The sequence below is a fragment of the Nocardia sp. NPDC057663 genome, assembly GCF_042799895.1.
Classification (GTDB): Bacteria; Actinomycetota; Actinomycetes; order Mycobacteriales; family Mycobacteriaceae; genus Nocardia.
This window is the reverse complement of the sequence record NZ_JBHVHX010000003.1, coordinates 623,589-636,408: the sequence shown is the minus strand read 5'-3', so window position 1 is coordinate 636,408 and position 12,820 is coordinate 623,589. Positions and strand designations below refer to the sequence as shown.

Below are 12,820 nucleotides of genomic sequence, written 5' to 3'. Positions count from 1 at the left end.
ACGCGGCTCACTCCGCGGTCGTGTCCGCCGGGATGCGCTGCTTGCGGCCGACGGTGGCCCGCATGACCGGCTCGACGACGCGCGCCGCGATCGGGCCGATGATCGCCATCAGCAGCACATACGTGGTCGCCAGCGCGGCGAACTCGGCGGGCACCGCACCGGCGGCCACGGCCAGACCGGCGATGACGATCGAGAACTCGCCGCGGGCGACCAGCGCCGTGCCCGCCCTGGCCCGGCCGAGCTGGGACGCGCCCGCGCGTTTGGCCGCCCACCAGCCGGTGGCGATCTTGGTCGTGGTGGTGACCACCGCCAGCAGCACCGCCCAGCCCAGGACCGGCGGAATCGTCGCCGGATCGGTGCTCAGCCCGAACAGGACGAAGAACATCGCCGCGAACAGGTCGCGCAGCGGTTCGAGGATCTTGGTGGCGTCGTGCGCGGTGGAATCGGAGATCGCGATGCCGAGCAGGAACGCGCCCACCGCCGCCGATACCTGCACCGCCGAGGCGACACCGGCCACAAGCAGCGCCGAACCGAGCAGCTTGAGCAGGAAGATCTCCCGATCCTCGCTGGCCACGATCGCCGAGACATACCTGCCGTAGCGCAGCGCGACGACGAGGACCACGGTCACCGCGACCAGCGCGATGCCAACGGTGGTCAATCCGGCCACGAAGCCGACGCCGGCCAGCACGGCGGTGAGCACCGGCAGATAGACCGCCATCGCCAGGTCCTCGAACACCAGGATCGACAGCACCACCGGGGTTTCCCGGTTACCCAGCCTGCCCAGGTCGTTGAGCACCTTCGCCACGATGCCGGAGGACGAGATATAGGTGACGCCCGCCATCGCGATGGCACCGGTCGGCCCCAGCCCCAGCATCAGCGCCACGATGATGCCCGGTGTCGCGTTGAGCACCAGGTCGAGCAGGCCGGCCGTCCACGACTTGCGCATGCCGGTGACCAATTCCCCCGCCGTGTACTCCAAGCCGAGCAACAGCAGCAGCAGGACGACGCCGATCTCGCTGGCGATGTGGATGAAGTCCTCCACCTCGTGGAACTCGATCAGGCCGCCGGTACCGAAGACCAAACCGCCGAGCAGGTAGAGCGGGATGGGCGAGAGGCCGACGCGGCCCGCGATTCGCCCGAGCACACCCAAACCGAAGAACACCGCCCCGAGCTGGATCAAGGCCAGCGCGGATCCACTGATCTGCACCGGCTCAGCCGTCGGTGAGGATCGCGGCGGCCGCGTCGAGCCCGGCATTGGTGCCGACTACGACGACCATGTCACCGCCGAGAAACTCGAACTCCGGACCCGGTGAGGCATGGACCTCGCCGGCCCGCAGTACCGCGACAATCGAGGCGCGGGTCCTGGTCCGCATCTCGGTCTCGCCCAGGCGCCGTCCGGCGTAGGCCGAGTTCGACGGCACCGGCATCGACCGCGTGCTCACCCCGTCGAGGTCACGGTGCTCTTCCCGCAGCTGCGCGACCAGCTGGGGCGCGCCCAGCAAACCGGCCAGGGTACGGGCCTCGGTGCTCGACAGCGGAATCTGCACGGTGGCATCCGGGTCGCCGACCTTGGTGAAGATCAGATCGGTGCCACCGTCGCGATGGTCGACCACGCCGATGCGGCGGTCCACCTTCGTCAGCGAGAACTCTTTCCGGACACCGATTCCCGGCAGGGAAGTCACATCTACATTCATTGGATCACCTAACCTCAGCTAGGCGATACCTTACCTTCTCTTTACCATTCGCACGGTCGCTCAGCCCTGGTCGAGCAACCTTCCGGCGGCCTCCAGCCCCTCGTCGGTACCGACGACGACGACGAGATCACCGGCGATGAAGGTGAAATCCGTTCCCGGCGAGGGCGTCACATCCCCCGCGCGGACCACCGCGACGACCGAGGCCTTGGTGCGGGTGCGCATCGCCGTGTCCCGCAACGGCCGACCGTCGAACGGGCTACCGCGATCGATCGCGAACTGCCTGGTCGACAACTCCCCGACGCCATGGATGTCCTGGGTCTTCTGCACCACCTGCGGCGCACCGAGCAGACCGGCGAGGACACCGATTTCGTTGCTCGACAAGGGAATCGACGTGGTCGTGTCGTAGTCCCCCACCCGCGAGACGACCAGATCGACGCTGCCGTCGCGATGCTCGATCACGCCGATCCGGCGACGCGCCTGCGCCAGCGGGAAGTCCTTGCACACGCCGATCCCCGGTAGCGGCGTCACATCGATGTTCACGCCCTCACAGTACGACGACTTCCGGATAACACCAGCCCCACCCTGCGCCGGGCACGTACCCGTTGAGCCGATCGATGGCGAGCGCGACGACCGCCGCGTTGAAGAAGAAGCTGAGCACGCCGATCAGTCCTGGACGAACCGCCAGCGGGTGGCACCGTGCGGATCGGTCAGGGCGACGCCCACCGCGGCGTGGGTGGTGAACCGGTACAGATACCAGGGCGCCGGGCCCGCGCTCTGGGCGCTGAACGGCGCGGTGACCGCGTCACCGTCGCGTTCGGCGGGCCAGCCGGTGTCCCGGTACGACGCGGTGACCCGGTCGATCTCGGCGTGATCGGTGGTGCGCGCCGCGGTGCCCTCGACGACGAGATCGACGTCGTCGGGGAACCGGAACGACAGGGTGCACGCGGGATTGGCGGCCAGGTAGCGCGACTTGTGGGTGCCGGGGCCGCTGGTGAAGTAGAAGTACTCGCCGACCAGCGTCGCGCCGATGCCCGCCGAGTGCGGCCTGCCGTCGGGGCCGACGGTGCCGAGGAACTGGGTGGTCTCCAGCGCGGCGAGACCGTTCTCGATGGCGGTGCGCACCCGGCTCCACGGCAGCTGGTCGGTGCCGTAGATGTTGAGGTCGGTGGCGTCGACGGGATCGGGCAGCATCGTGGCTCCTGGCGATCGAAGATCCCTGGCAAAGGCGCTGGCCCGGCGGGTCAACGGAGGACTCACACTGGTTTTCCAGTATAGGTACGGCCGGTTCGGCACCGGCAGTGGCTTGCGTATTCGGGCGAAGTTGTGTGTTGTTGAGTCGTGACCAACTCATCCGGAGACGCGTATCCACTCACGGACACGATGACCACCACGACGGCGGTACACGACGGCGTCACGGTGCTGACGGTGACCGGCGAGGTCGACCTGGCGACCGCGCCCGCGCTGGACGCCACGATCGAGGCCATCCTGGCCGGCAAACCGGCGACGCTGGTGATCGACCTGACCGCGGTCGGGTTCCTGGCCTCGGCGGGCATGGCGACCCTGGTCGCCGCGCATCAGCGGGCAGGCGAGACGACGGCGATCGCGGTCGTCGCCGACGGGCCTGCCACCAGTCGTCAGCTGAAGATGACGAGCCTGGACCAGGTGTTCGCGATGCACACCACACTGGCCGCCGCCTTGGCGTCGTTCACGTCCTGACCACGAAAAACGCGCCGCCGCCCGGAGAGCTTCGCCGGGCGGCGGCGCGTTGTCGTCGACAGGTCAGCAGAGCGCGCGCAGCTGCTCGATCAGCTTGACCCGGCCCGCGGCGTTCTCGGCCAGCGGCGTGACGTTCAGCGTGGTGACGCCCGCCTCGGCCATGGCCGCGATGCGGTCCTTCACGAAGCCCTCCGGGCCGATCAGCGACACGTCGCGGACCAGCTCGTCGGGCACCGCCTGCGCGGCGGCCTGCTTGTCACCGGCCAGGTACAGCTCCTGGATGCGGTCGGCGGCCGCGCCGTAGCCGTACTTGGTGGCCAGCGTGTGATAGAAGTTCTTGCCCTTGGCGCCCATGCCGCCGATGTAGAGCGCCAGGTGCGGCTTCACGAAGTCCAGCAGCGGGGTGACGTTCTCGCCGATCGCCAGCGGCGGGCCTGCGAAGATCTCGAGCTCGCCCAGTGACGGGTCACGCTTGGCCTTGCCCGCCGCCAGCGCGTCGCCCCAGACATCCTTGGCCTTCTCGGGCAGGAAGAAGATCGGCTGCCAGCCCTCGGCGAGCTCGGCGGCCAGCTCGACGTTCTTCGGGCCGAGCGCGGCGAGCAGCACCGGAATGCGTTCGCGCACGGGGTGATTGATCAGCTTGAGCTCTTTGCCCAGGCCGGTGCCACGGTCGGCGGGCAACGGGATCTGGTAGTACTTGCCCTGGTAGTTGAGCTTCTCGCGGCGCCAGACCTTCCGGCAGATCTCGACGAGCTCGCGGGTGCGGCCGATCGGGGCGTCGTAGGGCACGCCGTGGAAGCCCTCGATGACCTGCGGGCCGGACGCGCCGATGCCGAGGATGAAGCGGCCGTCGGAGACGAAGTCCAGGCCCGCCGCGGTCATCGCGGTCAGGCTGGGGGTACGGGTGTAGAGCTGCAGAATGCCCGAAGCCAGCTGCACCCGTTCGGTGCGGGCGGCCAGGAAGCCCAGGGCGCTGACCGCGTCGAACGAGTACGCCTCCGGCACGAAGACGATGTCCAGGCCTGCGCGTTCCAGGTCGGCGACCTCGGCCGCGACCTCCTTGAAACCGCCCGAGTAGTTGATGCTCAATCCGATCCGCATGACACCCAACATAGCCCCGGCGCGCACAGCCACCCCGACCGGTCGGTCTGTCCGTGCAGGTGCTGGTCGGGCGGGGTGTTCCGGTGGGCACCCGGTAGCGTTGACGGCAATCCCCACCGCAGTTCTCGCCGCATCGAAAGGCCACCACGTCGTGTCGCAGCCCACCGCCTCGCCGCAGCAGATCGCCCCCTCCTTCGGTTCGGTGACCCTGGAGCACTATCTGTCGGAGCTGGGCGCCAAGGTGCCCGCACCGGGCGGCGGCGCCGTGGCCGCCCTGCACGCCGCCCAGGCCGCGGCGCTGGTGGCGATGGTCGCGCGCTACACCACCCGCGCCAAGGACGCCGTGCACCGGCCGATCGTCGACCGGATCATCGAGGCCGCCGATGCCGCCCAGGCGCGGTCGCTGGCGCTGGCCGATGCCGACGCCGCCGCGTTCACCGCCGTCGGCGCGGCCTACAAGCTGCCCAAGGACACCGACGACGAGGTCGCCGCCCGCACCGAGGCGATCAACGCCGCACTCGTCGAGGCGGCGCGGGTGCCCGCCGCGGTGGTCGACGAGGCCGACGAGATCCTGTCGCTGGCCGCCGAACTCCTGCCGGTCGGCAACCCCAACGTGGTCACCGACATCGGCGCGGCCGCCGACGCCGCCCGCGCGGCGGCCATGAGCTCGCAGCTCAATATCGAGATCAATGTCGGCTCGCTGCCCGCGGCGCTGGGCGACGCGTTCGCCGCGGCCCTACTGCGCGTCGACACGATCGCCGCCCGCGCCGATGCCCTGCACGCCGATGTCCTGCACGCAGTTCGCGGCTGAGTCGCGACAGCGCGAATTCAAGACGACACTCCGTAAGACCTGTCCGCCGTTACCACTTCGATAGGTCTAGTTGATCATGGCGGCCTAGACTTGGAATCCGCCTACGAGTGACTGAAGGGGTGGCGTTTATGAGGAACGCACTTCGTTTCCTGTTCGTCGCGACCATGGCGGCACTGCTGGCCGCCTTCTGGTCCGGAGCCGTATCCGCGGCCCTGATCGGAGGAACTCCGACCGCGACGGTCACCGCGATATCACCGGCGAACGGACAGGTCGTCGGCGTCGCCGCGCCGGTCACGTTCACCTTCGCGGCGCCGGTCGCCGACCGCGCGGGCGCCGAACGCGCCGCAGCGATCCGGTCCACCGAGGCGCTGCCCGGCACCTTCGCCTGGATCGACGACACCCAACTGCGCTGGACACCCACCGGCACGCTGCCCGCGAGCTCACCGATCTCGGTGCAATTCGGCAACCAGCGCACCGAATTCCAGACCAATCAGGGCGTCTACGCCGAAGCGAACCTGTCGTCGCACCGGTTCGTCGTCAGCATGGGCGGACAGGTCGTCCGCGACATGCCCGCGTCCATGGGCAAGCCCGGTTTCGAAACGCCGACCGGCAATTTCACCGTGCTGGAGAAGTTCCGGTCCGTCGTGTTCGACTCGCGCACCATCGGCATCCCGCTCGACGACCCCGAGGGTTACATCATCGACGGCGAATGGGCCGAAAGGCTCACCTGGGGTGGCGTATTCGTGCACTCCGCACCATGGTCGGTGGACTCGCAGGGCTATGCCAATGTGAGCCACGGATGCATCAATCTCGCCCCCGGCGATGCGGCTTGGTACTACGAGAATGTCGGCATCGGTGACTCGGTCTACATTCACTGGTGAGTAATTCCCTCGTGGCATTCGGCGTTCCCACCGTCAGCGCAGTATCGTGCCCGTAACGAAATCGTTGCGGGACGGAACCTGACGGCGACTCCCCTGATGAAGGTGGGGCGATGGATCGACCGGATGCACACAGACCGACCGGGGCTCGACAGCACGACCCCGGCTCGGCCGGTGATCCGTTCACTGCTGCTACCCCACGGTGGCCCGGGCGCGCCCTGGGTGCGCCGCGGCCACGCAGACTGACCGAAACGTCTGGTCCGCAGCCGGTTACCGGCCCCCGGCACCGGATCGAGGGGCCGGCGACCCCGGCGGGTATTCCGGTGATCTCCCTGTCCGCGGGGTACGCGCCCGAGCGGCCGGCCGACCTGTTCGGGCAGCTCGCCCCGGCGCACAGTCTCGCCCCGGCGGACAATTACGACACCGACCGGCTGCCCGTCGTCGGCGGGCCTTTCGATCCCGGTGCGCGCCACGCACTTCCGGAGCCGCCCGCGGCGAGCACCGAACCCGACAACGGACCGACCACCGACAAACTGCCGATCATCACCCCCGGTCCCGAAGGCACCTGGGTGGACTGGGTCACGGCCGAACCGGAATCGGCGCCGCGGCCCGCGCCCGACTACTCCGGTGACGACGAGGTCTTCGCGCGAATGATCGACCGGTCACGGCGCCGCGGACGCCCGCCGCGCTGGGTCGCGCCGCTGGCCGCCTCGATCGCCGGCGCGCTGCTGATCGGCGGCGGTTACTACCAATTGCGCGGTCCCGCACCGGAATCCGCGGCCGCGAGCACCCTGATCGAGCCCGCGCCCACGAGCGCGGCTCCGGTCGTCGGTGACTGCCCCGCCGAACAGGTGGGCAGCAAGATCCAGGGCAACGGTCCCGGCGGCACCGAGAACGGCGTCGCGGCGATCCTGGCGTTCCAGCACGCGTATTACGTTGCGCGGTCCGGTGATCAGGCCAGGACACTCGTATCCGGCGATGCGGCACTGCCTTCCGGTACCGCGATCCAGGCCGGCATCGACACGATCCCGGTGGGCACCACCCACTGCCTGTCGATCACGCCCGCGGCGTTCGCCGGCCAGTACTTCGTGGTGATCACCGAGTTCCGGCCCGAATCGGTGCCGATCATCTACAACCCGCAGCTGGTCGGCACCGCCAAGGTCGGCGGGAAGACGCTGATCACCTCGATCGGGCCGGTGCGCTAGACCCGATCGAGGGCGGCGCGAACCTGGTCAGGCGCGCGCCTTCTCGGCCGCGACGACCACGTGGCGCATCAGCAGCGCGGTGGTCACCGGGCCGACGCCGCCGGGGACGGGGCTCAGCGCGCCCGCCTTGCCGCCGACCGAGGCCGCGTCCACGTCGCCGACGATGCCACCGTCGGCGGCCTCGTTGGTGCCCACGTCGATCACCACGGCGCCGTCACCGATGTGTTTGCCGGTGACCAGCCCGATCCGGCCCGCGGCGGCGACCACGATGTCGGCGGGGGTGGTGACCGCGGCCAGGTCGGCGGTGCGCGAGTGCGCGACGGTGACGGTGGCGTTCTCGGCCAGCAGCAGCTGCGCGAGCGGCTTGCCGACGATGTTCGAGCGGCCGACGACGGTCACCAGGCGGCCCTGTAGCGCGATGCCGTGATGCTTCAGCAGCTCGACCACGGCCTCGGAGGTGGCGGGGACGAAACCGTCCAGGCCGGAGGCGAGCAGGCCGAGGGAGAGCGGGCTGACGCCGTCGACGTCCTTGCTCGCGGCGATCGCCGAGCTCACGTCGTCGAGGCTGACGCCGGCGGGCAGCGGGGTCTGCAGCATGATCGCGTCGGTGGCGGGGTCGGCGCTGCGCGCGGTCAGCTCGGCGCGGATCGTCTCCGCGCTCGCGTCGGCGCCGAGATCGATGCGCTCGCACGCGATCCCGAGGCGCTCGGCGGCCTTGCGCAGCGAGTTCACGTACCAGGCGCTGGCCGGGTCGTCGTTGGCGACGATCAGCGCCAGCGTCGGCGCGGTGCCCGCGGCGGTGAGCGCGGCGGCGCGCTCCTTCGTGTCGGCGTTGATGGCGGCGGCGAGTTCCTTGCCGGTCAGCGAAGCGGTATCCACGGTGGGTCAGCTTATCCGTCGTGACCCACCCGGCGGTCCACCGGGCGGCGACGCGCGGAACGTCGTCGGGATCCGGGGTGCGCGGCGCGCGCGGTCGTAGGGTTTTGGCTGCTCTGCCATCAGCTCTGCCAGTACGTGCCGTCCGTTCGCGGGAAAGGTGTCGACTGTCGTGAAGATCTCGAGGCATTGGAAACAGCTGGCTGCCACCGTCGCCGCGGTCGCCGCGGTCACGAGCGCCACCCTCGGCCCCGCCGCCGCCGAAGCGGACGTGACCGCGCTCTACAACTCCGCGCAGCGGCATTTCACCGACGGTGACGACGCCGCGGGCCGGGCCGACCTGCGCGCCCTCATCGCCGCCGATCCGAACGACGTCGACGCGCTCGCGTTGCAGGCCATCTGGTCGCACTACGCGGGCGACCATGCCGCGGTCGGCGCGGCGCTGGCGCGGCTCGGCGCGGTCGACGCGGGGATGGCCGCAGGCACCTCCAACGTGCTGCGCGCGGTCACCGCGGCGGCGTCGACGTTGCCCAATCCGCTACCCGCGCTGGTCGGTCCGCAGACCGGGATCGTGGTCCTCGGCTACGGGCTGTTGCCCGACGGCGCGCTGCGGCCCGAACTGGAGAACCGGCTGACCGCGGCCTGGCTGCAGGCCGTGGCCGCGCCGTTCTCGCCGGTGATCGTCACCGGCGGCAACCCGCAGAACGGGATCTCCGAGGCGGAGGCGATGCGGCGCTGGCTGGTCGGGCGTGGGCTGCCGGGCGAGCGGATCCACGTGGAGGACCGGGCGGGGTCGACGGTGCAGAACGCACTGTTCAGCACCCGGCTGCTGCGCGATCTCGGCGCGACCGGTGCCGTGGTGGTGACCTCGCCGAACCACATCCGGCGCGCGGTCGCCGACTTCATCGTGGCCGGAACGAACGTGGTCGGGGCGATGACCTCCCTCGAACAGCTGGTCTCGCAGCTACCGCCGCCCGCCAAGGCCGCGCAGCGCGGGATCTACCTGGACGCGACCCGCACGTTCGAGCTCGACAGCTCGCGCTGATAAATCGGTTGCCGGGTCAGGGACAATCGCTGCATGCATGTTTCCGCCACCCTCGCCGACGTGATCGTCGCGCTGCGTGCCGCAGGTTGTGTCTTCGCCGAAGACGAGGCCGCCCTGTTGCTGGCGGCCGCCGCCGGTGACGCCGCCCGCCTCGACGCGCTCGTCGCGCAGCGGGTCGCGGGGACCCCGCTCGAATACCTGCTCGGCTGGGTCGAATTCCGCGGGGTGCGGGTCGGCGTGCGGCCCGGTGTCTTCGTGCCGCGGCAGCGGACCGCGTTCCTGGTCGAACAGGCGGTGGCCGGTGTCGCGCCGGGGACTGCCCGGGCGTGTGTGGTCGATCTGTGTTGTGGCTGTGGGGCGCTCGGGCTGACCGCGGCCACCGAACTCACCGCCCGCGGCTGCGATGTCGAGCTCGTCGCCGCCGATATCGATCCGGTGGCCGTCGCCTGCGCGCGGGAGAATCTGGCGCCGTTGAGCGCGCCGGTGTTCGGCGGTGATCTGTTCGACGCGCTGCCGGGCGATCTGCGGGGGCGCATCGATGTGCTGCTGGCGAATACGCCGTATGTGCCGAGCGAGCGGGTCGCGGATATGCCACCGGAGGCGCGGGAGCACGAACCGCTCGTCGCGCTCGACGGCGGCGCGGACGGGCTCGATGTGTTCCGGCGGGTCGCCGAGGGCGCGGCGAGCTGGCTGGCGCCGGGTGGGACGGTGCTCGTGGAAACCTCGACGGGACAGGTCGACACGGCGTGCGCGGTGCTCGCGGAGCACGGCCTGGGGCCGCGGGTCGAGCACTCCGAGGAGTACTACGCCACCGTCGTCCTCGGCACCCGCGTGGCCGATCCACGCTGAACGACGATGCCCCCGCCGACCACCGCGTCCGCGGCCGGTCGACGGGGGCATCCCCTTCCGGTGCCTACTTGCGTCCGGTGAACTGATCCATCGAGTGGTACACACCCACCGCGTTGAGGTAGAAGTCGCGCACCTTGATCGGCAGCAGACCCGTGAGCGCACGGTTCATCCGCGAGGTCCACGGCAGCACCACCAGGGCGCCACCGTTCTTCATCTCCCGCCACGACGTCTCGACGACATCGTTCTGCTCGAGCATCGGCGTGAACAGGATGCCCTTGGCGCCGTCGAACATGCCGGTGTTGATGTAGGTCGGGCAGACCGTGGTGAACTTGACGTGGTCGTGGCCCGCCTGCTCGAGCTCCAGGCGCACCGAGTCCGACCAGCCCAGCGCCGCCCACTTCGACGCCGCGTAGACGGCCATGCGCGGGTTGGCGACCAGACCGGCCGAGGAGGCGATGTTGAGGACCCGCGCCTCACCGGCTCCGGCGACCATGCCCGGCAGGAACTCCAGGGCGATGTACATCGGGGCCAGCGAGTTGATCGCCATGGTCATGTCGATGTCGGCGCGGTTCTCGGTTTCCCAGAAGTAGGTGTTACCGCGCACGATTCCGGCGTTGTTGACCAGGATGTCGATCCCGCCGATCTCGTTGCGCACCGCGTCGGCGGCCTCGCGGATCGAGTCCTGCGAGGACACGTCGACGACGTAGGAGTGCACCTTGCCGCCCTGGGCGGTCAGCTGCGCCGCGGTCTCACGCAGCGAGAGCTCGTTGACGTCCCACAGCACCACCGCATCGGCGCCCTCACGGACCGCCGTCTCGGCGAACAACTTGCCCAGGCCCATGGCGGCGCCGGTGACCAGCACCCGCTTGCCCGCGACCGTCTCCAGTTTCATGTAATGCCTACCCCTGCTTCGTTTCCTGCTTGCCGCTACTTCTGGCGTAGCGACTTCATGACGCCGAAGACCAGCGTCATCGTCTTGGCCCACATCTGCTCGGACATGCCGGGCAGCGGCGCGATCGGCAGCACCCGCTGGACCGCGATGGTCTGGGTGTCGATGTACTTCAGCAGCCCCTCGGGACCGTGGCGACGCCCCTGACCGGAGATGCCGAGGCCACCCGACGGCGCGTCGACGCTGCCCCAGGCGGCGCTGAAACCCTCGTTGACGTTCACCGAGCCGGCGTTGATCCGCGCGGCGACCGCCTTGCCGCGCTCGGCGTCCTTGCTCCACACGCTCGCGTTGAGCCCGTAGGCGGTGTCGTTGGCGGCCTCGATGGCGGCCTCGTCGGAGTCGACCTTGTACACCGACACGACCGGGCCGAAGGTCTCCTCGCGGTAGACCGTCATGCCGGGCGCCACGTCGGCGAGCACGGTGGGCTCGTAGAAGTACGGGCCGAGGTCGGGACGGGCACGGCCACCGGCGAGCACCTTGGCGCCCTTGGCGACAGCGTCGTCGACGTGCGCAGTGACGGTGTCGAGCTGACGCTGGAAGGTCAGCGAGCCCATGTCCTTGCTGTAGTCGAGCTCGCCGCCGAGGGTCATGTTCTTGACATTGCCGACGAACTCGGCGACGAACTGGTCGTAGACCGAGGCGTCGACGTAAATGCGTTCCATCGACTCACACAGCTGGCCCGCCGAGGAGTAGCAGGCGCGCACGGCGAGCTTGGCGGCCTTGGAGACATCGGCGTCGGCGAGCACGAGCAGCGGGTTCTTGCCGCCGAGCTCGAGCGAGTAGCCGATCAGGCGCTCACCGGCCTGCTGGGCGATGGTGCGGCCGGTCGCGCTGGAACCGGTGTAGTCGACGTAGTCGGCGCGGGCGATCACGTCGCCGCCGATCTCGCGGCCACGGCCGAGCACGGCCTGCCACAGGCCGCGCGGCAGACCGGCGCGCTCGGCGGCGTCGATGGCCCACAGCGCCGACAGCGCGGTCTGGTTGTCCGGGCGCGCGATGACGGCGTTACCCGCGACCAGGGCGGGCAGCGCGTCGGAGGCCGACAGCGCGAGCGGGTAGTTCCACGGTGAGATGACCGCGACGACGCCCTTGGGGCGGTGGCGCACGTCGACCGAGGTGAGGACCGGCAGCACGCCGCGCGGCTTGCGGTCGGCGAGCAGCTTGGGCGCGACGGCGGCGTAGTAGCGCGAGTTCAGCGCGACGTCGGCGACCTCGTCGAAGGCGTGCGGGCGCGACTTGCCGGTCTCGGTCTGCACGATGTCGAGGATGGTGTCCTGCTCGGCGAGCACGATGTCGTGGAAGCGGCGCACGATCTCCACACGCTGCTTGACCGGCACCTTGGCCCAGTCGCGCTGCGCGTGGCGGGCGACGGCGAAGGCACGGTCGATGTCGGCGACGGAGGACTGCGGCAGGTCACCGATCTTGTGGCCGGTGGCCGGGGCGAAGACCGCCACCGACGCGGCGCCGCCCGCCATCGCACGGTCGAACAGGGGCTTGACCAGCGCGGTAGGCAGCGCGGTTGGTTCGGCGGTCAGCTCGGGGGCTGTCGTCATTGTCGGCCCTTCTCCTCGGCAGATGGGTCGCGCGGAGCGATCGCGCAGGTTCGGTATTTGCCTGAACACTAGTGTTAGATTAATGGCTGAGGGCGGTGCCGTGTCAAGCTTTCCGCGGTTGTCCCGCGGTTGTGAGGAGGTGC

14 protein-coding genes are annotated in these 12,820 nt (G+C 69.9%); 6 read left to right on the top strand and 8 right to left on the bottom strand.

The window, feature by feature from the left end:
* Nucleotides 1-7: 7 nt before the first annotated feature.
* The 4 genes from ACFVAV_RS10850 to ACFVAV_RS10835 form a co-directional block, all read right to left on the bottom strand.
* A complete protein-coding gene (locus ACFVAV_RS10850) occupies nt 8-1,201 on the bottom strand; it encodes a cation:proton antiporter (RefSeq protein ID WP_379033595.1) in 1,194 nt (397 codons plus the stop codon).
* Nucleotides 1,202-1,211: 10 nt separating this feature from the next.
* On the bottom strand, nt 1,212-1,694 hold the full coding sequence (locus ACFVAV_RS10845) for a cation:proton antiporter regulatory subunit (protein ID WP_379033298.1): 483 nt from the start codon (nt 1,692-1,694) through the stop codon (nt 1,212-1,214).
* A 60-nt stretch (nt 1,695-1,754) separates the two neighbouring features.
* The gene (locus ACFVAV_RS10840; RefSeq protein ID WP_379033295.1) at nt 1,755-2,234 is read right to left on the bottom strand and encodes a cation:proton antiporter regulatory subunit; all 480 of its coding nucleotides are present in this window, start codon (nt 2,232-2,234) and stop codon (nt 1,755-1,757) included.
* Between the two features lie 123 nt (nt 2,235-2,357).
* Nucleotides 2,358-2,885 carry a pyridoxamine 5'-phosphate oxidase family protein gene (locus ACFVAV_RS10835; RefSeq protein WP_379033292.1) on the bottom strand — a complete coding sequence of 176 codons (528 nt, stop codon included), beginning with the start codon at nt 2,883-2,885 and terminating at the stop codon, nt 2,358-2,360.
* A 189-nt stretch (nt 2,886-3,074) separates the two neighbouring features.
* Here ACFVAV_RS10835 and ACFVAV_RS10830 point away from each other — a divergent pair, with 189 nt between their 5' ends.
* On the top strand, nt 3,075-3,410 hold the full coding sequence (locus tag ACFVAV_RS10830; protein WP_379033289.1) for an STAS domain-containing protein: 336 nt from the start codon (nt 3,075-3,077) through the stop codon (nt 3,408-3,410).
* A 63-nt stretch (nt 3,411-3,473) separates the two neighbouring features.
* On the opposite strand, the gene ACFVAV_RS10825 is transcribed toward ACFVAV_RS10830, so the two are convergent.
* Complete coding sequence (locus ACFVAV_RS10825) at nt 3,474-4,511, bottom strand: LLM class F420-dependent oxidoreductase (protein ID WP_379033285.1); 1,038 nt, start codon at nt 4,509-4,511, stop codon at nt 3,474-3,476.
* A gap of 151 nt (nt 4,512-4,662) precedes the next feature.
* On the opposite strand from ACFVAV_RS10825, the gene ACFVAV_RS10820 reads away from it, so the two are divergent.
* The 3 genes from ACFVAV_RS10820 (at nt 4,663) to ACFVAV_RS10810 (ending at nt 7,405) form a co-directional block, all read left to right on the top strand.
* Complete coding sequence (locus ACFVAV_RS10820; RefSeq protein ID WP_379033282.1) at nt 4,663-5,322, top strand: cyclodeaminase/cyclohydrolase family protein; 660 nt, start codon at nt 4,663-4,665, stop codon at nt 5,320-5,322.
* Nucleotides 5,323-5,450: 128 nt separating this feature from the next.
* Nucleotides 5,451-6,203, top strand: a complete 753-nt coding sequence (locus ACFVAV_RS10815; RefSeq protein ID WP_379033279.1) for a L,D-transpeptidase family protein — start codon at nt 5,451-5,453, stop codon at nt 6,201-6,203.
* Nucleotides 6,204-6,523: 320 nt separating this feature from the next.
* Nucleotides 6,524-7,405 carry a hypothetical protein gene (locus tag ACFVAV_RS10810; RefSeq protein ID WP_379033276.1) on the top strand — a complete coding sequence of 294 codons (882 nt, stop codon included), beginning with the start codon at nt 6,524-6,526 and terminating at the stop codon, nt 7,403-7,405.
* Nucleotides 7,406-7,432: 27 nt separating this feature from the next.
* Here the strand turns inward: ACFVAV_RS10810 and ACFVAV_RS10805 are convergent, their stop codons facing one another.
* Nucleotides 7,433-8,284, bottom strand: coding sequence for a bifunctional 5,10-methylenetetrahydrofolate dehydrogenase/5,10-methenyltetrahydrofolate cyclohydrolase (locus ACFVAV_RS10805; RefSeq protein WP_379033273.1), 852 nt, complete (start codon nt 8,282-8,284; stop codon nt 7,433-7,435).
* Nucleotides 8,285-8,453: 169 nt separating this feature from the next.
* Between ACFVAV_RS10805 and ACFVAV_RS10800 the strand changes: the two genes are divergently transcribed.
* Both ACFVAV_RS10800 and ACFVAV_RS10795 read left to right on the top strand, forming a co-directional pair.
* Nucleotides 8,454-9,326, top strand: coding sequence for a YdcF family protein (locus ACFVAV_RS10800; protein WP_379033270.1), 873 nt, complete (start codon nt 8,454-8,456; stop codon nt 9,324-9,326).
* Nucleotides 9,327-9,359: 33 nt separating this feature from the next.
* On the top strand, nt 9,360-10,175 hold the full coding sequence (locus ACFVAV_RS10795) for a putative protein N(5)-glutamine methyltransferase (protein WP_379033268.1): 816 nt from the start codon (nt 9,360-9,362) through the stop codon (nt 10,173-10,175).
* Between the two features lie 64 nt (nt 10,176-10,239).
* On the opposite strand, the gene ACFVAV_RS10790 is transcribed toward ACFVAV_RS10795, so the two are convergent.
* Together ACFVAV_RS10790 and ACFVAV_RS10785 are read right to left on the bottom strand one after the other, a co-directional pair.
* A complete protein-coding gene (locus ACFVAV_RS10790) occupies nt 10,240-11,067 on the bottom strand; it encodes an SDR family NAD(P)-dependent oxidoreductase (RefSeq protein ID WP_379033266.1) in 828 nt (275 codons plus the stop codon).
* A gap of 35 nt (nt 11,068-11,102) precedes the next feature.
* Nucleotides 11,103-12,677, bottom strand: a complete 1,575-nt coding sequence (locus ACFVAV_RS10785) for a succinic semialdehyde dehydrogenase (RefSeq protein ID WP_379033263.1) — start codon at nt 12,675-12,677, stop codon at nt 11,103-11,105.
* Nucleotides 12,678-12,820: the final 143 nt, after the last annotated feature.

Bases quoted from the DNA above. Each gene is read 5' to 3' on its own strand.
- ACFVAV_RS10830 (WP_379033289.1), top strand. From the start codon at position 3,075: ATGACCACCACGACGGCGGTACACGACGGCGTCACGGTGCTGACGGTG.
- ACFVAV_RS10790 (WP_379033266.1), bottom strand. From the start codon at position 11,067: ATGAAACTGGAGACGGTCGCGGGCAAGCGGGTGCTGGTCACCGGCGCC.
- ACFVAV_RS10845 (WP_379033298.1), bottom strand. From the start codon at position 1,694: ATGAATGTAGATGTGACTTCCCTGCCGGGAATCGGTGTCCGGAAAGAG.
- ACFVAV_RS10835 (WP_379033292.1), bottom strand. From the start codon at position 2,885: ATGCTGCCCGATCCCGTCGACGCCACCGACCTCAACATCTACGGCACC.
- ACFVAV_RS10795 (WP_379033268.1), top strand. From the start codon at position 9,360: ATGCATGTTTCCGCCACCCTCGCCGACGTGATCGTCGCGCTGCGTGCC.
- ACFVAV_RS10825 (WP_379033285.1), bottom strand. From the start codon at position 4,511: ATGCGGATCGGATTGAGCATCAACTACTCGGGCGGTTTCAAGGAGGTC.
- ACFVAV_RS10815 (WP_379033279.1), top strand. From the start codon at position 5,451: ATGAGGAACGCACTTCGTTTCCTGTTCGTCGCGACCATGGCGGCACTG.
- ACFVAV_RS10785 (WP_379033263.1), bottom strand. From the start codon at position 12,677: ATGACGACAGCCCCCGAGCTGACCGCCGAACCAACCGCGCTGCCTACC.